This is a genomic window from Paenibacillus sp. FSL R5-0713 (genome assembly GCF_037973325.1).
Lineage (GTDB): Bacteria > Bacillota > Bacilli > Paenibacillales > Paenibacillaceae > Paenibacillus.
In genome coordinates this window covers 250,028-273,123 of sequence record NZ_CP150229.1, presented here as the reverse complement: position 1 = coordinate 273,123, position 23,096 = coordinate 250,028, and the positions used below count along the sequence as shown (strand labels likewise).

Here is a 23,096-nt window from a genome sequence, read left to right as displayed (position 1 = left end):
TCACATCCCGTTCCGTTCATAATCGTAATCTGCAACGATTAATACATCCAGATGCCGCGACAACCGTACAAGTCGGCTGACCACCGAACCTGAGCCGCGGTAGCCATTCAGCCACCACACCCGTCTTGCCTGCCCGACCACCAACTGGGTTGCTCTCGCCTCCGATGCCTTTCTTGCCAGAATTTCAGGTACATTCCGCAGCCTCGGACTATGATGAATATGAAATTGACCACCAAGCCGAATCGTCAGCTGTTCCAATACTTCCAGATGGCACTTCACTTCGTCACTCATGGACTCACCGATGTGGATATGATGTACATGCCAGATGGCTTTTAGACGGAAAGCCATGCGGAATCCGCGCCGGATCAGCCGCTCGGCATGATGATCACTGCTTACACATACAAAGACCGCTTCCTGTCTGCGCCAAGGTCCTCGAAGTGCAATTTTAGCTTGCTGTGTTTCAAGCCGTTCATCGACATCGTCCGCGAGTTCCCGCAGGGCAAGTTCCCGCAAGGCAATCAAATTACCGATTTTGAAGAAATTCACAAGGGCTTGCTCGACCTTGGCAGTTGCATAGATTTTACCCTCCCTCATGCGCTGCCGCAAGGCCTGGGGCGCCACATCAATCAGCTGCACCTCATCCGCCATCTGAATGATCCGATCAGGTACGGTCTCGCGGACACGAACACCTGTAATATGTTCAACGGCATCATTTAGACTTTCGAGATGCTGTACGTTCATTGTGGTAATCACCGAGATGCCTGCATTCAGCAGGAGCAGGACATCTTCATAACGCTTTTGCCGGACACTCCCGGGTATATTCGTATGTGCCAGTTCATCCACAAGCACCACTTCTGGGCAAAGATGCAGAATGGCCTCTGTGTCCATCTCTTCCAGACGAGTTTCCTGATAAACGCGCTTCGTGCGAGGGATCACAGACAGGTTGCCCATCTGCTCCACGGTTTCTGCCCGTCCATGTGTCTCCAGCAAGCCGATCTGCACATCGATGCCCTTTCGGAGCAAATCATTGCCTTCCCGCAGCATCATGTAGGTTTTGCCTACACCTGGTGCGGCTCCAATATATATTTTGAATGTGCCGCGCTGAATCTGGCCAATCTGTTCCTTCATTTCCTGCTCACTTAGTCTGCGATATGTCAGTGACTCCACTTCGTTTACTTTGGCCGGGACCACACGTTCACCCTCGCGGGCCGCTCGATCAGCAACCAGAAACAGATCCACACCACGTAATCTGCGTAGCAGTGAGTTAACAACGGACCCTTGCCACAATTCCTGCCAGCGCGTATGCCGGGAATGTCCCATCACAATCCGGGTAATCTGGTGCTCCATTGCGTAACGCGCCAGCGTAGATGGGATGTTGCGACGGTGTAATATAGACAACTCCTCCATATGGCCGCCAAACTTCTCCACCAGCTTGATCATATTGCGCCGAAATACGATTGCCTCCTTGGTTAATGGCTGCTTCATATTCCGAAAAACCACCGCGGACAGATCACCATTCAGCCGTTTGGCAATCTGTTGCCCACGCCGGATATAGATGGAGCCGTTCCAATGATATTGCGTGGACACCAGAATACGTTCCAGAATGCCTGTTGTGACGGTAATTCCCATCTCCTCCCGATGCTCACGCAGGGATTCATTCACCCCTTCTGCAACCAGTCTCAGGGCCAGTTCGCGCAGAATACCCAGATTGCCTTGGCGAAATACAGCTTCTCCCTCATGCCCCTTCAAATGACCTTCTGCCAAACGGCTCAGTATGGTTTCCGGCGTGACGTCAATCAGCTTGACCTCATCCGCAAGTTCCAGTGTATCCGCGGGTACGGTATGTTCTGCTGCGATACCTGTGAGCTGCCGTGCCAGCTCGGTATACCCTTCCAGCTCATACACATTCACCGTTGTCATGACACTGATATTGTGTCGGAGCAAAAACTGAATGTCCTCCAGCCGGGTAGCATGCCGGGCGCCTTCCCGGTTGTGATGTGCCAAACCATCTACCAGCACAACCTCAGGATTACGCACCAACAGTGCATCCAGGTTCAGATCCTTCATCTCTGCATCATCACTCTGGCGCAACCAGTGAATGCTTGGAATTCGTTCGAGTGCGCCAAGCTGCTCTACCGTTTCCGGTCTGCGCATCGTTGATACGGCACAGATGACCACATCAATGCCCTGCTCGCGCAACGCATTTCCTTCACGTAACATGTGATACGTTTTGCCCGATCCACTGACGGGTCCGATGTAGATTTTGAGCGTACCCTGCTGCAGCTTCTTAATCATCTTCAGCATCTCTTCCGGTGACTTGCGCTTGAAGCTGTCTTCCATCCGTCTCTCTTCCCCTTCCCTTTATAATAGGATTAAAAAAAAAAACGGAGAAAGCCCCTCACGATATGTCGTGAGCAGGCTAATATGTTAACTCGTTAGTTCAGTTCGGCTGTCAGCGCCAGATTCAGAGCCGTTACATTCACACGAGGTTCCCCAAATATACCCATCTGACGGCCTTCCGTATACTCATGTACAAGTTGTACAAGCTGCTGTTCACTAAGCCCAGTAGCTTCGCTAATACGCGGGATCTGTGCCTCAGCGGCTTCGGGAGAGAGATCCGGATCAAGTCCAGAGCCTGAACCCGTCACGAGGTCAGCAGGAATTTGCTTTAATCCGGGGTTTTCCTGCTGAAGCTTAGCCATCTTTTCCTTCATCTCGCTAATATACTCCTCTGAAGCTACAGCGCGATTCGAACCGGCTGAAGCCGTTGGGTCATAACCGGCACTTGATGCCCGGGGCTGGAACAGCCCCGGTGATTGAATTTCCTGCGCCAGCAGTGACGAGCCAATAATTTTCTCATTTTGCGTAATCAGACTGCCATTCGCCTGCGCAGGGAAGAGAAGTTGGGCTACGCCAGTGGTTACAAGCGGGTAGATTAGACCGCAGATCAGCATCAGCACGACGGATAGCCGTACGGCGGGTAAGAACATGTTCATACAGATCACTTCCTGAATTCATTAGGATAAAAGAATAATGTTGATAAGCGTTGCGGTGTATCACTCTTTAGTTCAGGGTTTCAAGATCACATCGTCTGCTCAAAGAATCCCCGAAAGAACCATATCAATCAGCTTAATGCCGATAAAAGGGACAATTACACCACCTACACCATAGATGAACACATTGCGCCCAAGCAGTCTCTCGGCTGACATCGCCCGATACTTGACCCCTTTCATTGCGATAGGAATGAGTAGCGGAATGATAATGGCGTTGAAGATGAGCGCCGACAGGATTGCGGACTGCGGTGAAGCCAGATTCATAATATTTAACGCCTGAAGCTGCGGCATGGCGAGAATAAACATGGCTGGGATGATGGCAAAATATTTCGCGATATCATTGGATATCGAAAAGGTTGTAAGTGCACCGCGTGTAATCAGCAGCTGCTTGCCAATGGAGACGACCGACAATAGCTTGGTCGGGTCGGAATCCAGGTCAATCATGTTAGCCGCTTCCTTGGCCGCCATGGTGCCCGAATTCATCGCCAGGCCCACATCGGCCTGCGCCAGAGCAGGAGCATCGTTCGTACCGTCGCCGGTCATGGCGACGAGTTTGCCTTCCTGCTGCTCTTTTTTGATCGCCGTAATCTTATCCTCGGGCTTTGCTTCGGCAATAAAATCATCCACACCCGCTTCCAGGGCGATGGTCGCTGCGGTTAACGGATTGTCGCCTGTACACATAATGGTCTTGATGCCCATGGCGCGCATCTCAGCGAACTTCTCTTTCAGCCCTGGCTTCACAGTGTCTTTCAGATAGATCACACCATAGATGCGATCATCGATGGCTACAGCAAGCGGCGTACCTCCGGCCTTTGCAATTCGATTTGCGATCTCATCCAGATCCCCCGGTATACGGCCTCCTTCGGAAGCGATATATCTTTTGATCGCATCTACCGCGCCTTTGCGTATCTTCATTCCGCTACTCAGATTAAGACCGGACATCCGGGTCTCTGCCGTAAATTCCACATTTTCCGCGTGTGCATACTCCGTCTCCGGCCAGCTCTGGCCTTGTCTGCCTGCCAGTTCTACAACAGAACGCCCTTCCGGGGTCTCATCTCGCACAGAGGCCTGTAAAGCAGCTTGCGTCATCTCTGACGAAGTAATGCCCTGAACGGGAATAAACTCAGATGCCATGCGGTTGCCGTAGGTGATCGTTCCTGTTTTGTCCAGAATCAACGTGTCGATATCCCCTGCCGCTTCCACCGCTTTACCCGACATGGCGAGCACATTGAACTGCGTCACACGGTCCATCCCGGCAATACCAATGGCAGACAGTAACCCACCAATGGTGGTTGGGATCAGGCAGACGAGCAGTGCGATCAGGGTCGCCATATCCAGTCGAATACCCAAGTAATTCGCCATCGGAACCATTGTCAGAATAACGATCAGAAAGATCAGGGTTAATACGGCGAGCAGGGTTGTCAGCGCGATTTCATTAGGTGTTTTCTGGCGCTGTGCACCCTCAACCAGAGAGATCATCCGGTCAAGGAATGACTCCCCCGGATCGGTCTGAACACGCATGACGATGTAATCCGATACGACACGTGTACCTCCGGTAACCGATGAGAAATCGCCTCCCGCTTCCTTGATGACCGGGGCAGATTCTCCCGTAATAGCCGATTCATCAATGGAGGCCAAGCCCTCTATAATCTCACCGTCCGTCGGGATTAGTTCACCAGATTCCACACGTACCATATCGCCTTTTTTCAATTGGGTCGAAGACACGTGTCGGATGGTTCCATCCTTCTGTACCAGATTGGCCATGGTGTCCGACTTCGTCTTGCGTAACGTATCCGCCTGGGCTTTACCTCTACCTTCAGCTAGTGCCTCCGCGAAGTTGGCAAACAGCAGCGTGAACAGCAAAATGAAAAACACGGCGATGTTGTACCCGCGCCCCGCCTCGGATGCGGTGAAGAGATCCGGATTGATACACAATAAGAGCGTGATGAACGTGCCAACCTCCACAATGAACATGACCGGATTTTTGATCATGACCACTGGATTAAGCTTCTTGAACGCATCCCGTGAAGCCTGAAGTATCATATCCTTGCTTAGCGACCGTTTCGATCCGGGATCACGTTGAATATGACCGCGATTGTTATCCGGCTCATTGCCCTTCGATCTAAGCATTTCTGTATCCATGTGTTGCATCTTCTGCTCCTTCTTTCGTTCGACTGCATTCATCGTGCATTGCCACCTCCATACGTTACGTCCTTACACCAATTCCGCTGTAATCCCTCTGTCATATCCCTCATTGAATCATCGCCAGATGCTCTGCAATCGGTCCAAGGGCAAGCGACGGAAAGAACGTGAGTGCGCCGACAACAACAATCATCATGACCAGAATGCCCGCAAAGAGAGGTGTGTGTGTCCGCAATGTACCTGTGGTTACCGGTACAACTCGTTTGGTGGCAAGCGAACCGGCAATAGCGAGCATGGCGATCATGGAAACGTACCTTCCCAGCAGCATAACGATACCAATCGCGATGTTGTAAAAGTCTGTATTGGCATTCAGTCCGGCAAAGGTCGATCCATTATTGGCTGCACCCGAGGCAAAAGCATAGAGAACTTCGGTCAGGCCATGCATGCCCCCGTTCGAGATGGACACAATGGCTTCAGGCCGCATAAGCGCGATTGCCGTTGGCGCAAGAATAATCAAAGGATGAATGAGCAAGGCGATGGATGCGAGCTTCACTTCTTTGCCCTCGATTTTTTTGCCCAGGAACTCCGGTGTACGCCCCACCATCAATCCACAGATAAACACAGCCAGAATCACATACAACAGTCCGTTGATTAGCCCTACCCCTTTACCGCCAAACACGTTATTGAGCATCATCTGGGCCAGCGATACCATGCCTCCAAGTGGAGTGAGCGATTCGTGCATATTGTTGACTGAACCTGTAGTAGCCGCTGTCGTTACTGCCGTAAATAAAGCAGACTCGGGTATGCCGAACCTGACCTCTTTGCCTTCCATATTGCCCTGCAGACCCGCTGCATCCAGCGCAGGTACACCGCGATATTCCGAGACAAATACCGTGGTCAGCATCACAAGGAAAAGAAAACTCATCGCTGCGAACAAGGCCCAACCCTGCTTCCGGTTATTGACCATCAAGCCAAAGGCGTATACCAGTGCCGTTGGCAGCAGCATCATACAGACGATATGCACCAGATTGCTCAGAGCCGTTGGATTCTCGAATGGATGTGCAGCATTGGTTCCAAACCAGCCACCACCGTTGGTGCCAATGTGTTTGATCGACTCCAGTGAGGCGACCAGTCCACGTGTGATCGTCTGCTGCGCGCCTTCAAGCGTTGTTGCGTTCACTGCTCCCGCGAGCGTCTGAGGCACACCCTGGAACACGAGGAACAAGGCCACGATAAAGCTCAACGGTAAAAAAACACGTGTAATCGACCGTACAAGGTCGACGTAAAAGTTCCCCAGTTCATCCCGGCGGCCTACCAGCCCGCGAATGAACGCAATGGCTACCGCGAATCCCGTCGCTGCCGACGTAAACATCGGGAATGTCACGGCCAGCATCTGTGACAGGTACGACATGGCGTTCTCGCCCGTATAAGACTGCCAGTTCGTATTGGTCATGAACGAAACGGCTGTATTAAATGCCTGCGCCGCTGGCATATTGTCAATCCCATCCGGATTGAGCGGTAAATATTTTTGCAGTCGCAGTACCAAAAACATCAATATCAACATTACGAAGTTGGAGAGGAGAACGGCCGTGAGGTATTTTTTCCACCCCATGGACTCATTCTCCCGTACCCCTATCACGCGATAGAGCAATCGCTCCGGCCGGCCAAAAAACCGATCCATTCCCGTTCGCTGTCCATCGAACACGTTTACTACATATTTTCCCACCGGCTTCACCAGCAGCAGGATGATCAGCAGCGTTACCGCTACTTGCACTACACCGATACCCATATCCGCATTTCCTCCCTATTCGACGTTCCCTTGTTCCGCATTACGTACAGTGTCAGCATCAGAATTTCTCTGGCTTCACCAGCACATAACCGAGATACATCACCAGTGCGAGCACAATTATGCCGATGGCAATCATTCCGTTCCCCCCTCTACCCTCAAGCCTTTTCGCAGAATTTCACAAATCCCCAGAACACCACAAACAGCAGCACAACCAATCCAATCATCGTGGCATCATTCACCATGCGCCCTCCCTCTCTCTACCGTTCTCTGCACCTGCTACATGTAAAATCGTAATATGAAACGCTGTAAAAAAGGGGTAAAGAATTGCCTTCACAGGTGTAAAAAAAGCGTAAAAAAAGACCCGCACTTCTCAGCTATGGGCTGAAAAGAACGGGTCTTTGAAGGGTATCTATTTATCCAAACGGATGCTGTGCCCACTGCAATAATCTCTTTTTCGTGATTTTGCCATGGGAGGTATGTTTAACAACTTGCCCCTGATCGAGCAGAAGTACCTGTGGTGACTCATGGTGAATCTCTGTCTCTTCCGCAATATGGCGGGACAAAGAGCGATTTTCAATCACTTTGACGATGCGGTAATCCATGGGATGTTTGGGATCTGACGCATTGGTGCCTACAAACGCGATAAATTCTCTGTACGCTCTCGCACTTATTGGACACGTTGTGCTGTGCTTCAGGATAAGCACCGGATGATCCTGCGAGCGTTGAAGGGCCTCTTGCCAATCACCCGGTTTGTGCAATTCTCGAACATGTTCGCTGAGCATATCTTCCTGGTCCGAACCCGCACGTTTGCTAACCACCGAACCAATGACAATGCCAAGCGCCAAGCCAAAAGCAATCCCAAGTCCAAGTTGCTGTGTAGCCGTACCAATGCTGACTCCCAGGGCAACACCTATAGCAAGCCATACGGCTTGATGATTTACCTTTTTATCCATACAGATCTTCCCTTCACGAAATATGTATATCAAGGCTATACCTTCCCACCTTACATTCTGATCAAATTATAGCATAGGCCTCTGTGAGCAGGCGTAGATAATCTTCGTCTCCGAGGTACAGATTTCAGTGATTGGATTTAAGCAAAATGCTCATTTGTGATACACTGGTTGTAATTTGGAAACGATGAACATGAAGAATGGATTGGAAGGGCGGAAATTCCATATGACATACGCGTTTATGATTGAACCACAGGATTTTATCACGCTGGATAATGAAGATGAACTGATTGAGAAATGTCAGGAGTGGGGCCTGCTTTCCGGTAAAGCAACCAAACTCAAAACGTTCTATTATAAAGGAAACGGATTAAATATGCCGTGCACCATCATTGGATATGTCGATCACATGGCAGCCGTCATTCAACTGGATAATGGACAAAAACATTGCATTCACCCGTCGTATCTAAAGGAAATGCAAGCGTCCAGTTACAGCGCCAGAAGCGTAAGTACTGCGGGGTCAGATCGCAGCACAGAATCGTCAACTTCGGATACAATCGCACCAGTCTCTGCTGATGTTACGCCAACTCCAGAAGATACGCTGGTTAACCCGGATGAAATTCCGGCTAATCTGGATGATTCGGACGACACGGACACCGATGATTTCTCCTCGGGGATGAAGGGTGATCCAGATGGATTAGTAGAAGCATATGTTGGACCTCAGTCCGGGGCATCCGGTGAAGCCAAACCCAAGACCAAAACAGCGAGCAAGGCCAAGACCGTTAAGATTGATCTGCCAGAAGGCAAAGTGAAGATGAGCGCCGTTGTCAAAGAATTCACCACTGTGCCGAATCACTTCTCTGACAATGACGATGAAGTCATCATCTATGAAGCAGTTACCATCACGGAGCCAGACGTCATTGACGTTGGAGAAGCCTGGTCGAGCCACAGTGCCACCGTTAAGAAACAAGAACTCGAAGTGGGAGACGTTATCACGTTTGAAGCCAAAATCATCAAGAAGAAGCTGACACGTAACCCGGTTCCTTATAAAATCAACAACCCTTCCAAGATTCAGAAGGAAGGGTAATCCTACGCCGTATAGGGAAAAACAAAAAACCTCCAGAACTGCTCAAAGCAGATCGCGGAGGTTTTGCCGTTTGTAGGCTATATTAGCGAAGAGTACGCCCTTAAGCTTGTCCCGGTTTAGCACTGACTTGAAAATGTACGCCGAATTTGTCGACAACCGTGCCGTAGGCTGGACTCCAGAACGTCTCTTGTATCGCCATTTCCACTACGCCGCCATCTTCCAGTTGGCTGAAAATAGCTTTGGCTTCATCCACGGTATCCGTGTTCACAGTAATACTAACATGATTACCTATAGTGTACGGCATGCCTGGAAATGTGTCAGACAACATTAATACCGAGCTGCCAATCTGCAAAGAAGCATGCATAATACGGTCTTTCGCTTCTGGCGGGATGGGATGATTCGGGTCAGATGGACCGTCACCAAATGTTTGAAGTGCGAGCACTTCCGCTCCAAATGCCTTTTGATAAAAATCTACCGCTTCACGTCCATTACCGTCTGTTATCACATACACATTCAAGCTGATCGACATGCGTTCTTCATCTCCTTGGGCTCATGTAATTATACAATTCACGCCACTTGCGACATGAGTATATATGAACAGGTTGTCCTTTGACAAGCGTATATTTCTGCACTCATCTCTGGCGACTTTTACACGATTAGGGTTACCAACATATTCTTAATCCATCCCTCTCTCCACTAGTTCTTTCGCTTGCGTATATAGTAGAGAACACGGATCAGAACACCCGGAACCAGTGCTGCAAAACTGGCATAGATCAGACACCATTTCAACAAGGTAAATATCGGAGTGAGTTCAGCAACCACAGGCGTACGTTCAGGATAACGATACATGATCAGGGATGCACCTACATTTTCAAACATGTCCATAGCCCAACCTAAGACTGGAATGAGATTCACCCAGCGCCAGCGACTCTTTACCGGAAGCACCCGATAGAGTACGGATAACAGAACGACCAATAAGAACAGATAGGCCAACGGCCATATGAGGTCAAATGTGAACCGTGCATGGATATAGGCGCTCCGCCCTGCTTCACCATACTGCTCAGCCATCTGATATAGATCATCCGCCGTGTACAAAAAAGAGGAATCCGGGGACTGCCCGCCACCTGTGGCTTCCTCCCACTTTGCCGCCTGCCAAGGCAGTATAAATGCAATAAAGCAGGCAAATACAACAACCGCAGCTACAACCCAAAACCAGTTTACCCTCTGATAGAACCAGTCTGACACTTTCTTCAGCACGTTCTGTCCCCTTTCCGATAAAAAAAAGACCACTCTCCCGAAGCCTGTCGGTCAAATGGTTGTGTTCAATCCTATGAAGTTATCGTGCTTGAACGATGTTATCTATTTCACTTTTCAATAAGAGGTATCGGTGAACACTTCTCATGATCGGGACCTTCGTAAGTTTGTTCTTGTCCACGTACAGTTTCATCTGGTCTTTGGTCAATCCAAGCAAACTTCCAGCTTCCGATACCGTCAATACTACCTCTGGGTTCGTAGCATTAAACGTCTTCTTTACCTTCTGATTCCAGTCCTCGAATACCTGCATAGATCAGTGACCTCTCCTATCCATAGCCAGTTATTATCAGGCTGAATATATTCAGTATACCACACTTGGGATGCTCGTAACTTAATCCTTGCGCAGAACCATATTCTGATAGGCTTTTTCACTTGCTGTAGTATGAGAAAAAGAGCCACGTCTGGACGCGGCCCTTGATTGCTCTCCATAATGTTCGTTACGCCTCTTCCCAGAAGCGACGCAGGTTGTCCATGGCAATTTTGGATGCAGATTTGCATTCCTCCATGCCCTCGAACTCCACCGTAATGTGGCCATCATAACCGGAGTCTTTGATCAGCTTTACAATTTTGCGGATCGGAATATCCCCTTGCCCAACGATCGCCCCTCGCAGGAAGTTACCGTAAGCTGTCGTGAACCATTCCCCTTCACCCGGATGCTCATCATAAGGACGGAAGTAGAAATCTTTGAAATGAACCAGAGAAGCGTACGGCAGATTTTTCATGACGCCAATGATCGGGTTCTCATCCACACACATGAAGTTGCCAATATCGAGTGTTGTCTTGAAGTTGGGACGATCCACCGCATGCAGTACACGCTGCACCCGGTCACTCGCCTGCACACTGAAGCCATGGTTCTCAATGGTTGTGGTGATCCCAAACTGCGCTGCATAGTCCGCAATGATCTGGCTTCCCCGTACCATCAGAGGCAGATGCTCCTCGAACCAGGCGATGGTCATCTTCTCCTTTGGCAGAGTAAACGCCGTGACGTCATGACGCATATGTTTGACACCCATCCGGTGTACGACATCCACATGCCTTTTGACACGGGCCATCTCTTCTTCAAACGCCTCTTCCGTCTCCTGAACGAAATTGGCTGGCATCGAATAGTTGGACAGTTCAATACCTGCAGACGCTGCCCGTTCCCGAATCGTATCCGCCAGATCTTGATTGTCCTCCACGGTGTAACCGTAAGGTACCATCTCCATATGCTCTCCGCCGTTTGCCGCAATCCAGTCAATCACATCCAGCACCGTCATCTCACCGGAATTCAAATCGTTCAACAAACTGTACGTGCTCAGGCCCACTTTCATCTGCTCAGCTCCCTATCGATATTGTTGAATGAATCGAACCGCCTTGCGAATATCCTCCTCCGGTTGATTGCCTACCTCACGCTCAATCGTCAGATAACCGGTGTAACCAATCTCCTGAAGCACTGCAAAGTATCCGTCAAAATCAACACCACCTTCGCCCAGTGGCACTTCACGGAAGAACGTCCCGGATGAGACCATCTCAGCGATCTTATCGTGATCCATAGGCGCATAACCGACCGCTCCGTATACGTCTCGTGGGTCGACTTCCTTCAACCGCACACCATCCTTCACATGGGTATGTACGATGTAATCCTTAAGCAGACGAACGCCCTGCGCCGGATCATCTCCAGTCACCATCACCATATTTGCCGGGTCAAAATTCACCGATACCCCGTTGGTCGACAGTGTATCCAGGAACCCTTTCAAGTCAGCTGCCGTTTCCGGACCTGTCTCAATGGCAAAATAAGCGCCAACACTTTTGGCGTACTGACCCAGTTCCTCACAAGAAGCATGCAGCGTAGCGTAGACTTCCGATGAAGGGTCATGTGGAACAATGCCGATATGTGTCGTGACGATGTTGGTGCCCAGATCAAGGGCCAGATCCACGATCCGCTTCGATTTTTCCACTTTCCACGGATTATCTTCCTTGACCTGAAAACCATGTCCGCCAAGGTCACCAACCAGGGCTGAAATTTCGAGGCCCAATGAATCGATGTAACTCTTCAGCTCCCTGCGCGCCGCAGGTGACAAATTTTCAGGGTCCATCTCTCCCTTGACGGCGTATATCTGCACACCTTCTGCACCTACGTCCTTCGCCTTGTTCAACCCTTCCCGTACACCTACGCCAAAGCTATCCACGATGACACCGATCTTATTCGTTAATTTCATGTCATACCTCCTGAAGATTACGTATTTGGATTCACTGGAACAAGTTTCACTGACTTAATTTCATACGGTTTAAATGTCAGTTCGAATGTGCCGTTCGGACAAGCCAACGGATGGATCTCATCCTCCAGCAGATTAATGACAGACGCCTTAATTTCCCTTTTAACCCATTCGACATGTACCGTTTCCCGACCTCCTGAAGATTCGTAGAAACGCAGCACCGTTCCCGAGCCATCTTCCGCGGGTTTGATTGCATCCAGAATGACATGCTCACTATGGAACTGAACCCAAGCGTGTTCAGACGGCAAGTGACCCGAAGACGGACTCACTGCAACAACTTCCACCGGATGATTAAGCTCCATTGCGCGGCGAACGACAGCAGCTTGTCGCCAATCCCCCTGATGTGGCAGGAATGAATATGTGAATTCATGGTTGCCCTGATCAGCATGTTCATCCGGCCATTTCGGGGCACGAAGCAGGGACAGGCGAATCGTCCGATCCTTGATGTCGTATCCATACTTGCAATCATTCAGCAAACTGACACCACTATTGCCTTCTGAGATATCCGCCCAGCGATGCCCGCAGACCTCGAACTGCGCCTGCTCCCAACTGGTGTTGTTATGGGTTGGACGCTCCAACGCCCCAAACGGGATTTCATAGGCTGCTTTCGCTGCCACCAGATCCACCGGAAATGCCACCTTGAGCAGCTTATGGCTCTCATTCCAGTTCACTTTCGTATGGAAATCAACACGCCGCTGGTGGTGATGCAAAATGATATCCTGGCTGATCTCCGATTGATTCAGCTTCCACACATAACGCAGCACATCTCGCGTAGCTCCACGCTGTACAACCTCTCTGGAGACTAACTGCACCGCACCTGCCCGCTGGGATTCAAACCGCGGATCGATATCCCAGGCATCCCAGTACGTCGGTTTGTCATGGAAAAACTGCCACTCATTCGCCCGATCACCGGGCTTCAGCCAGTCGCGTCCTACCGCTTTGTCATACCATCGGGTGATCTCTCCCAAGTCATTGAACTCAAGCGTGTAAAATTCAGTTTCCCATGTGGAAGGGAAGGGTTCTTCTTCCCTTCCTGGAAGGATAACATCCGGTGCCTCGCGCAGCCATATGGTTGTATACCCAAAAGCAGGAATCGATGGAACATGCACAAGCAGCGTATACTTGTCTTCTTTTTGCTCCAGATCACTGGCCAGACGGTTTCCTTGACGATCGAATGCAGCCATCCCGGCGAGGTGTGCATCGCCTGTAATGGTGATATTTTCTCCACGTTCCCAACCGAGGCTGTTGAATATAATGTAGGGAAGACCCTCAACTTCATCGGTTGCAATGTTCTCCGCAAGGATATCCAGCGTTTCCCGCAAGGCGGATGTACCTAATGTAAATACTTTCGTGTACTCCTCGGTAGACGTTACATATACTTCAGGAATCGATGTTCCCGGAATAATGTCATGGAATTGGTTGAGCATGATCAGCTTCCAGCCTTCATCCAGATCATTCTTCGTGTGTGCAGCGCAAGCTCCGGCAAATTGCCCCCAGATCTCCGCTTCCCGGTACAATACCTCTGCCTTTCGGTTGCTACGTTTGTTCCTCGCATGGGTCGTATAGGTTCCCCGGTGTAACTCCAGGTACAAGTCCCCGTGCCACTTTGGCAACGTTGGATTATTGGACGATATGTCTTCGAAAAAAGCACCTGCCGTGCTGAATTTGCTGATTGGCTGCCCGACCATCAAATGGGATCGCTCCGCAAACTCCACCATCTCATTCGTCACACCGCCGCCACCATCGCCATGTCCGTAGAGCAACATCTGCTCAGGATGCACATCCTTCTGTTTGTACGATTGCCAATGTTCATCCACATCTTTGGGCCGCGTATGCTCATTCACACCATGATTCAGATAGGCCAGCACTGAAGTTCCATCAATGCCTACCCAGTCGAAGAGGTCATAAGGAAACGCGTTGGTGTCATTCCAATTCAGCTTGGTCGTCATAAAATAAGGAATATTCGCAAGCTTTAACATCTGCGGCAAGGAAGCACAGTAGCCAAAGGTATCGGGCAGCCACTCGATGTTGGAGCGTCTGCCAAACTCCGCCTGGTAGAAGTTCTGTCCATACAGAATCTGCCGGACGAGCGACTCCCCACTCGGAATGTTCAGATCCGGCTCCACCCACATGCCCCCGACCAACTCCCAGCGACCTTCAGCAATGCGTGCTTTAACTCGCTCGTACAGCTCCGGGTAATGCTCCTTGACGAAGGCATACAGCTGCGGCTGGCTCTGGGAATACACAAAATCCGGATACGTGTCCATCAAGGTACACATGGTCGAGAACGTGCGACTGGACTTGCGAACCGTCTCTCGTACAGGCCACAGCCAGGCAATATCAATGTGGGATTGTCCAACCAGATGCATGAAGCCACTTCGATACTCCTCCGGGTCTTCCTGCTGCACTGACTGTACCAGTCCATGTTCAAAATTCTGTATCCATGCCGCATCCGTCCAGCGGTCCGGATTATTGTACATCTCATCCATCACCTGGTGAATGGCCTGAACAAGTGCCATCCGCTTGGGCTCCTTCTCGTTATATGCCCGGAGCGACTCGGCGAGTACCGTCACGCTGTACATCAGGCTCTGCAAGGGCTGATTGATATGAACCAGGGCTGTGCGAATGCCCTGAATAGGCGGTTGAATCACGGCTTGTCGATTGAGTGGATCATGTGGCTCCGGGATCGGGTCGTAGAGTTCAATCTCCAACTGCGGCGTATTGCCTACTCGACTTCTCGGAAGAGGTACGAATCCGTGATTCCGATCCAGTCCGTGATAAGGCAAGCCATTCACCTTCAGCAGCCCTTCTCCTCCAGTCTCAAAAATCAACCCAATGGCTTGATCCTGCCAACTGTCTGGAATCTCCACATATTTACTCAGAAAATACGTCGTTCCGTGTACGCTGTTCAGCGGATTCAAGCTCTGCATTGCCTTGTCCGCCTGCTCATACTCGTATTCCCCTGGCCGAATGTATCTGGCCTTCTGCATCTCCCACGTTGGAAGCTCGATCGTATCCAGCCACTGCGACCGGTTCATATCCTCAATGAATCGTTGAATTCGAATCATACCTCCACCCCCACCTTCTGAATGTGCAGACTGCAAGCGGTCCAGTCAGCAGAATTGCGGCCAACCATGAGTCTGAATTCACCTGGTTCCACAACAGACTGGAGACGGGAGTCGATCAGTGCGAGATGTTCTTTTTGTACAGGGAATGTAACGGTCCGGGTCTCTCCTGGCTCCAGATGGATTTTACGAAAACCCTTCAATGACATTTCAGCCCGGGTGACTGAAGCCGACACATCCGTGATATACAACTGTACAACCTCACTTCCCGCAGCCATTCCGGTATTTGTGACTTCAACCATCACTTGCGCTTCATCTTCTGGCCCGATCACTTCCGGTACTACCCGTACATGCTCATATGTGAATTCGGTGTAGCTCAGTCCATATCCGAACGGATACTGCGGCGCAAGATCCATCTCCAGATACCGCTTGCCACGCGTGCGTTTGGCATGATAATAAACCGGGAGCTGCCCAACATGCTTGGGAATGGAAACCGTAAGACGGCCAGATGGATTCACATTGCCAAACAGAATATCTGCGATCGCGTTACCACCTTCCTGCCCTGGGTACCATGCTTCCACAATGGCCTGAACATGCTCATCAATCCAAGGTTCAGCAATGGGACGACCGTTGATATACACCACGATAACCGGTTTACCCAGCTTATGTACCTCCTGCACCAGCTCCAATTGAACACCCATGAGATTCAGGGAAGCCCGGTCAATGCCCTCGCCGCACTCCATATCATTCCATGGGTCATCCGTTACCACAGACGCTCCTGTCCGCAAGTCGATCGTGCCTTCACCAAAATCGCGGGCGCTGGAACCACCCATCACCATCACGATGACATCGGCCTGTTCCGCACAGGCGAGCGCTTGTGCAAAGCCCTCTCTGGAATCGCCTTTAATCCGGCAACCTGGTGCGTACAATACCTGACCTGAATTCGCGCCAAGCTTGCGCGTAATGCCATCCAGTACGGTGACGATCTGTTCTCTCGGCTGTGGCGAGGTGTAGTCCCCAAGCTGGTTATAGATATGGTTCGCATTCGGACCAATGACAGCCAGCTTCGTGCCAGTTTTGGAGAGTGGCAATGTCGCCCCTTCATTTTTCAGTAAAATAATCCCCTCTTGCGCAACTTCCCTCGCCAGCCGCACATGATCTTCACATCCGATGACCCGTTCTGCAAAGTCAGGATCTACAAAAGGCTGTTCAAATAACCCGAGTCTGAATTTCATCTCCAGCACCCGCCACACAGCCAAGTCCAGATCTTTCTCTTCGATCAGTCCCTGCTCCAGCGCCTGACCGAGATGTTTGCGGTACATGTAACCGGACATCTCCATGTCCACACCTGCCTGAAGGGACTGCGCTACGGCCTGCTCCCCGTTCTCGGCGGTGTTATGTCCATGGACCAGCATCTGAATGGCGCCAAAATCAGTAATGACGAATCCATCAAATCCCCACTCTTCGCGCAGCAGGTCATTTAGCAGATACGTACTGGACGTGCACGGTACGCCATCAATCTCATTATAAGCGGTCATCACGGAGCAAGCCCCGGCTTCCACTGCCTTTTTGAACGGCAACAGATCTATTTCATGCAATTCACGTAATCCCATATGCACTGGTGCCGCATTGCGCCCACCCTCTGAACTGCCATAAGCCGCAAAATGCTTGAGTGTAGCTACAATCGTCTGGTTGGAATCGAGGCGGTCACCCTGTAGTCCCTTCATGGCTTCTACAGCAAATTCACCGATTAAATAGGGATCTTCGGCAAAACATTCCTCCGTCCGTCCCCATCTCGGGTCACGCACGACATCAAGCACCGGGGAATACGTTGCCGCTCCCCCCTGGCTCCGGGTCTCCACAGCGATGGCTTCACACATCTTACGGTATAATTCCATATTCCACGTGCTGCCCACGGTTAAAGGCACCGGAAATACAGTCGCCCCAATCGCCATATGACCGTGGGAGCACTCTTCCCCGAACAGAATGGGAATGCCCAGTCGGGAATGCTCCAAGGCATACTGCTGGATGACATTCGTGGCAACGGCTCCTTGTCGTGGTGTCAGACCTGTCTCCAGCGTTACTTCAGTCCATGGATCGGCCCGAAGCACACCATACAGAGAACCGACTCCGCCCTGTTCCATGTCCGCTTCGAACTCTTCCGTGACCTGTACTGTGCCATCTGCTGCCTTCACATACGTCTTCCAGCCCATCGGCTGTATGAGTTGTCCAATCTTCTCTGCCGTTGTCATCCGTCCGATCAGATCCTGAACCCGCTCCTGAATGGGAAGCGAAGCATCTTTGTAGTCCATATGCACATTCTCCTTATGCGTTCGGAATTAGTTAGGCTCGTGCACTTACATCACATGGCCTTACGGTAGTCACTTGGCGCTACACCCACCACGTTTTTGAAAGCCCGATTGAAGGAATTATAGTTGGTATATCCCACTTCTTCACTGATTTCCTGAATAGCCTTATCGGTCTCCTGCATGAGCAATTTGGCTTTTTCGATGCGATGACTAATGAGCAGATCCACGAACTTCTCCCCAATCTCATCCTTGAAAAGCTTGCTCAGATACTTCGGATTAATATCGAATCGATCACTAAGGTAGTTCAGCGACAGATCGGGATTATTGTAATGTTCTTCGATGTATTTGCGAATCTCTAGAATATGAGATCTGTGTTTACGCGAACATTGCAGCGTCTTCATCTGTAGGGCCAGTTCCCGGAACCCTTCCCAGCACAGCTCACGCAAATCGTCTAACGTCTCCCAGCCCTCAAGCCTTGGGAGAAGCGGGGTGAATATAGCGGCCCACGAATCCTGGTACTCCCGTGGAAGTTCGGCGAACTCCCGATTGTAATGTTGAAATAACAATTGGATCGTATTCATAATCTCCTGGCGGGACAAGACGGACTCACTGATTTGTTCAAACAGTCTTTCAAAATGCTTTTCCCAGACATCGTCCGATAAACGCATTGCCTGTACCAGCAGTGAGATGGTTTTCAGGAACTCATACACATCATTGGTCGAATTCGGCACATCGCTACACGGAATGATGCGATTTATCCCCAGTACAGCCTTGTACTCCAGCGCGTGCACAGCTTCTTTCAATGAAGCTCTCAATCCCCGAATATCGACAGCAACTCGACCCACCCCAATGGTTACGGTGAAGTTGAGATACTGATCGATTCTATCCAGATAACCAGCCAGCAATCGATGCTCCATCTCCTCGGCCTGTTCCATATCCGGCATCCAGAGGATGGCGTACAGACGCTGATCGGAGATCCATTCAGCCCATACTTCCGTTCCTTCATGGCGTGCACTCTCTTGCAGAATACTGGACAACACAAATTTCAGGAGGGATTGGTCCTGATGATGATACTCCGTCGCAAATGCATCATACCGATCCATTTCAATTACCATGACGGCCCAACGATGCTCCAGCTCAGGCAGTTTGAACTTCTTCATCTCTGCTGTCAGTTCCGTGCTCGTAAAGTCTCGTGTGCCTTCCAGCAACTCCTGAAAGAACATCCTTTTCTGCAAAATCAGATTCTCTTCATGCTCCTCCTGATATTGTCTCGTCTGATCAATCATGCGTTCCAGCGTGGTATGGATGAAGCGGAACTCATTCTCTTTGCCATAGTTCAGTCCGGATTGCTTCTGCGAAGAGACGGTCTGAATTAACGTGACAATCTGCTGAATCGGCTTGTAGTTTCTGCGGGTCACATAGATCACCCACACCACGCCAATCAACACAACCACTACAGCAAAGGCAAACCAGATATTATAAAATTGCAGAGCCCATTTGACGATTTTGCCGTTATTGAGTCCCGTCTGCACCTTCCAGCCGCTATAACTCGACGTAAATTCAGAAAAGACTTCTCCCGACGTGGTTTTAGTGGAAGCTGTAATCCCTTCTGGTCTGCTGCTATCCCAAAGATTGCCGCCCGAACGGTTGAAGATGTTCACAAACGTAAATTCCGGATCATACATCTGCATGATGGACTTCCTCAGGGTACTCAGATCTACGTTGGTGACTACAAGTCCTTTGCCGTTCCCTACACTTCGCACAATTGTAATTACCTGCTCCGTTGCTTGTGAAGGGAAAGCCCGGAATGCTCGTGCCCCTGCCCACTTTTGTTCATCCCTCGTCCGGCTATCTGCAATAAAGTCTGCATCCGGGAACTCTTCAATCGGAACAGCCTTCCCGTTACTGAAGACCGTGCCATCTCCATATCGAACGAGATATATCGAATCAATCAGCGGATACTCTATTTTCAATTCATCAACCACCTGGACCGCCTGAATGCCGGCATACACATCATCGCTGCCAGATACCGAGAAATAATTCTTCAAGTTAGGGTTGGTCAAAATCTCACGCAGTACCTTAAAATCAATGGAGCGCAAAGAGTTGTCCAGATATTGTGTGACCTGTGAGGCCAGGAATTCATTGGCCTTAAGCGCTTCTCTACGGTTCTGTTCATTGAAGACCTGGAAAAAAATAAAGAATAGAATGGTCGTCACAATAAAGAAAACAGGCAGATACGATAACAGCAAACGTCTAAACCAATTGTTGTTCATCTCCGAGATCCCCCCACCATTACTGTTCATGCTGAATGACGACAATCATTTGTGCTGATCGCTAATTTCCCATAAATATTCAGTACATTATATCGGATGACGTGGGGTTGTCATAGGAGAAGACTGTCCCGGTCACGGGTGACAGACGGGACAGCCTCTATATGGAATCCTTCAACAATTATTGATTCTTCTCAATGGCGCGCTGGTAGATCTCAAGGTAATTACTCAGCCCAAGACCATCGAAACCTTTGACATATGCATCCCATTCCTTATCAATGCTCTTGCTACCGATAATGAACTGTGCCATATTCGTCTGCACATAATCCTTGATGGCCGTAGTCAATTGTGCAGCTGATTCCGTATCCTCTGGACGGATAAACACGTTCGCAGGATATACTTCTTTTGGTGCATAGGGTTCATACACATTGGTAGCTTGAGCTAGACGTGTACCATAACCCTCTGCTTCCAAAGGGTTCTGCCCTTCGGCAAACAGATTACGGAATGTGTTGGACAAGTCATGCGCTCCGATCTGTGACCAGCTCTCATTCACAACAACGTTTGGATCACGTTCAGGCAGGTTGTAGTAACTGTATTTGGCAGGCTCGCCATTGATGTTTTTCTCATCGGCATCTGCCTTTTTCCAGCCCTTGCCTTCGGTTGGTCCATACTCCGCGTATAGTGCACCTTCTTCACTGAACATGTAGTCCACAATTTTGATAGCGGCAATCTGCTGTGCTTCTGTCGCTTTGTTGGTAATGGCAAACTCAAACTCACCGACGCTCTGCGTGGCGCCTGTTGTCTGCACGCCATCCGGCCCTTTTAATGGAGGGACAATATCCCAGTGCTGGTGACGAGTGATGTCTTTGTCATAGGTATTTACGAGATAGCTGACCAGCGCCGTTGTAATGGAGCCGACCACCTCATCGCCTTCTTTGTTGCCCAGTTGTCCAATCGCCTGATCGTTCTGCGTGAAGGAAGCTGGATCAATCAGGCCATCTGCATACAGCTTGTTCATGTACTCCAGCCCTTTCTTCCATCCTTCCTGATTGGCGGCAAAACTCACCTTGCCATCGTTCACGATCAGGTATTTGTCGTTGTCATTGTATATGAAACTATTCATCAGATAGGCATCAATGTTGCCATTCCATACATACTTGTTCGGTGCACCCGTAAGTGGAATCTCGTCCGCTTTCCCGTTACCGTTGGGATCCTGTGTCTTAAACGCCTTCAGAACGGTATACAGTTCATCGGTTGTTGTTGGCATTTTCAGACCCAGATTATCGAGCCACTCTGTGTTGATCCAGTATTTCTGTGCATACGTACAGTGGTAACATTCATTGAAGATCGGCAGTGCATAGATGTTGCCATCCGGTGCTGTAATGGCTTCTTTGAAATATGGCTTCTCTTCCATAATCTTGGTCAGGTTCGGACCATACTCCTTAATCAGATCTTGTAGCGGAAGGAACACGCCCTGTTTTCCATAGGTTTGAAGGTCTGAAGTGGTGAACTTGCCGTGAAGAAACACTTCCGGATAATCACCACTGGCCAGCAGCAATTGTCTGCGATCCTGCAAGGCGTCTGTAGGGGCCAGATCCCATTTTAGGGTAACGTCGAACTTGTCTTCGATAAATTGGGTAAATTCATTCTCTTCCATGGACGCTTTGCCTTGCGGAGCAAAGAAGGTCATGGTTACAGGACCGCCGCTCTCCCCGCTATCGTCGCTACTTCCACCCGATTCCTCGGATGAACTACATGCGGACAACAAAGCCATCGAAGCAAAGACCAGAAACAACATCGAAATCCAAGATTTTCTCAATCTGACTCCTCCTTTTTGTTCATAACGGCAAACCATTGGTTGTAGTGCACACGTATCCAATCACTCCCGGAAGCCGGCGTGTTCCTTCCACCTCCTTTCAAGAGGCAACCGGGCTTAACTCACAAGGATTAACCTTTGAGGGAACCAACCATGACTCCTTTAACAAAATGCTTCTGTACAAATGGATACATGATCAGAATGGGGATACTCGCGACAACGATCAGTGCATATTTCAACACCTGCTCAAACCCTTGATCCCGCAACTGTTGGCTGGTATTGGCAAGCATCGCCGGATCAGCCGCGTTCAGGATAAGCAGATTGCGCAGCACGTACTGGAGAGGGAACAATTTCTCAGAACGCAGGTAGATCAGTGCATCAAAGTACGCATTCCAGTGACCTACGGCATACATGAGTGTCATGACCGCCAGAATAGGCTTTGATAAAGGAAGAACCACGCTGATCAGATACCGGATATCCCGGCAACCATCCATCTCTGCGGCCTCTCCAAGCTCTTCCGGGATGGAAGATTGGAAGAACGTCCTTGCTACAATGACTTGGAACACCGCGAGCGCCCCGGGCAACCACATCGCCCAACGTGTATCCAGCAGGTGCAAGTCCTTCATCAGGAGATAGGTGGGAATCAGACCGCCATCAAAGAACATCGTGATCATCATGAAAATGATAATGGCACCTCGTCCATAGAATGACTTGCGTGACAAGGGATACGCCAGCATGACGGTCAGTGCCACGTTAATGAACGTGCCCACCACGGTGTAGATGATTGTGTTGTAGAAACCGAGCATCAGCTGTTGGCTTTTGAATATGGAGATATAAGCCTTGATGTTAAAATCGACCGGGAACAGCCACACCTGACCGGATGTGACGGCCCGTGAAGAGCTGAACGAAGAACTGATGATATACAAGAGCGGATAAAACACCGTTAGCAGTATGGCAAACAGAAAGATATAGTTAAGTGTCATAAAAATGCGATCACCGAGCGGGTCCTTGATCCGGTTCCGATTAATCAGGTTGAACATGAATAAGCT

Annotated in this window: 16 protein-coding genes; 1 reads left to right on the top strand and 15 read right to left on the bottom strand. The window is 50.0% G+C overall.

Features of this window, described 5'->3' with window-relative positions:
- The 5 genes from MKZ12_RS01245 to ytxJ all read right to left on the bottom strand — a co-directional run bounded on the left by MKZ12_RS01245 (window position 1) and on the right by ytxJ (window position 7,937).
- Entirely contained in the window at window positions 1–2,340 is a 2,340-nt protein-coding gene (locus MKZ12_RS01245) for a histidine kinase (protein WP_339258325.1), read from the bottom strand.
- A 95-nt stretch (window positions 2,341–2,435) separates the two neighbouring features.
- The gene (kdpC, locus tag MKZ12_RS01240; RefSeq protein ID WP_339258323.1) at window positions 2,436–2,996 is read right to left on the bottom strand and encodes a potassium-transporting ATPase subunit KdpC; all 561 of its coding nucleotides are present in this window, start codon (window positions 2,994–2,996) and stop codon (window positions 2,436–2,438) included.
- 99 nt (window positions 2,997–3,095) lie between these two features.
- Complete coding sequence (kdpB, locus tag MKZ12_RS01235; RefSeq protein WP_339261270.1) at window positions 3,096–5,096, bottom strand: potassium-transporting ATPase subunit KdpB; 2,001 nt, start codon at window positions 5,094–5,096, stop codon at window positions 3,096–3,098.
- 208 nt (window positions 5,097–5,304) lie between these two features.
- Window positions 5,305–6,984 (bottom strand): potassium-transporting ATPase subunit KdpA, encoded by a 1,680-nt coding sequence (kdpA, locus tag MKZ12_RS01230; protein ID WP_339258320.1) that lies wholly within the window; start codon window positions 6,982–6,984, stop codon window positions 5,305–5,307.
- Window positions 6,985–7,397: 413 nt separating this feature from the next.
- The gene (gene ytxJ / locus MKZ12_RS01225; RefSeq protein WP_339239087.1) at window positions 7,398–7,937 is read right to left on the bottom strand and encodes a bacillithiol system redox-active protein YtxJ; all 540 of its coding nucleotides are present in this window, start codon (window positions 7,935–7,937) and stop codon (window positions 7,398–7,400) included.
- 223 nt (window positions 7,938–8,160) lie between these two features.
- Here ytxJ and MKZ12_RS01220 point away from each other — a divergent pair, with 223 nt between their 5' ends.
- Entirely contained in the window at window positions 8,161–9,018 is an 858-nt protein-coding gene (locus MKZ12_RS01220) for a hypothetical protein (protein WP_339258318.1), read from the top strand.
- Between the two features lie 100 nt (window positions 9,019–9,118).
- Here MKZ12_RS01220 and MKZ12_RS01215 read toward each other — a convergent pair whose 3' ends face one another.
- The 10 genes from MKZ12_RS01215 to MKZ12_RS01170 all read right to left on the bottom strand — a co-directional run bounded on the left by MKZ12_RS01215 (window position 9,119) and on the right by MKZ12_RS01170 (window position 23,087).
- The gene (locus MKZ12_RS01215) at window positions 9,119–9,547 is read right to left on the bottom strand and encodes a VOC family protein (RefSeq protein WP_339258317.1); all 429 of its coding nucleotides are present in this window, start codon (window positions 9,545–9,547) and stop codon (window positions 9,119–9,121) included.
- A 167-nt stretch (window positions 9,548–9,714) separates the two neighbouring features.
- Entirely contained in the window at window positions 9,715–10,275 is a 561-nt protein-coding gene (locus MKZ12_RS01210) for a hypothetical protein (protein ID WP_339258315.1), read from the bottom strand.
- A 79-nt stretch (window positions 10,276–10,354) separates the two neighbouring features.
- Window positions 10,355–10,582: a hypothetical protein gene (locus tag MKZ12_RS01205; RefSeq protein ID WP_062837704.1), complete on the bottom strand. Its 228-nt coding sequence runs from the start codon at window positions 10,580–10,582 to the stop codon at window positions 10,355–10,357.
- A 187-nt stretch (window positions 10,583–10,769) separates the two neighbouring features.
- Complete coding sequence (locus tag MKZ12_RS01200; RefSeq protein ID WP_339258314.1) at window positions 10,770–11,642, bottom strand: sugar phosphate isomerase/epimerase; 873 nt, start codon at window positions 11,640–11,642, stop codon at window positions 10,770–10,772.
- Window positions 11,643–11,654: 12 nt separating this feature from the next.
- Window positions 11,655–12,530, bottom strand: coding sequence for a sugar phosphate isomerase/epimerase family protein (locus tag MKZ12_RS01195; RefSeq protein ID WP_339258312.1), 876 nt, complete (start codon window positions 12,528–12,530; stop codon window positions 11,655–11,657).
- Window positions 12,531–12,547: 17 nt separating this feature from the next.
- Entirely contained in the window at window positions 12,548–15,655 is a 3,108-nt protein-coding gene (locus MKZ12_RS01190; protein WP_339258311.1) for an alpha-mannosidase, read from the bottom strand.
- On the bottom strand, window positions 15,652–17,964 hold the full coding sequence (locus MKZ12_RS01185; RefSeq protein ID WP_339258309.1) for a glycoside hydrolase family 3 N-terminal domain-containing protein: 2,313 nt from the start codon (window positions 17,962–17,964) through the stop codon (window positions 15,652–15,654). Before MKZ12_RS01185 ends, MKZ12_RS01190 begins: the two co-directional genes overlap by 4 nt.
- A gap of 50 nt (window positions 17,965–18,014) precedes the next feature.
- Window positions 18,015–20,234 (bottom strand): helix-turn-helix domain-containing protein, encoded by a 2,220-nt coding sequence (locus tag MKZ12_RS01180; RefSeq protein ID WP_339239077.1) that lies wholly within the window; start codon window positions 20,232–20,234, stop codon window positions 18,015–18,017.
- Window positions 20,235–20,412: 178 nt separating this feature from the next.
- Window positions 20,413–22,050: an ABC transporter substrate-binding protein gene (locus tag MKZ12_RS01175; RefSeq protein ID WP_339258308.1), complete on the bottom strand. Its 1,638-nt coding sequence runs from the start codon at window positions 22,048–22,050 to the stop codon at window positions 20,413–20,415.
- Between the two features lie 128 nt (window positions 22,051–22,178).
- The gene (locus MKZ12_RS01170; protein WP_339239075.1) at window positions 22,179–23,087 is read right to left on the bottom strand and encodes a carbohydrate ABC transporter permease; all 909 of its coding nucleotides are present in this window, start codon (window positions 23,085–23,087) and stop codon (window positions 22,179–22,181) included.
- Between the last annotated feature and the right edge of the window lie 9 nt (window positions 23,088–23,096).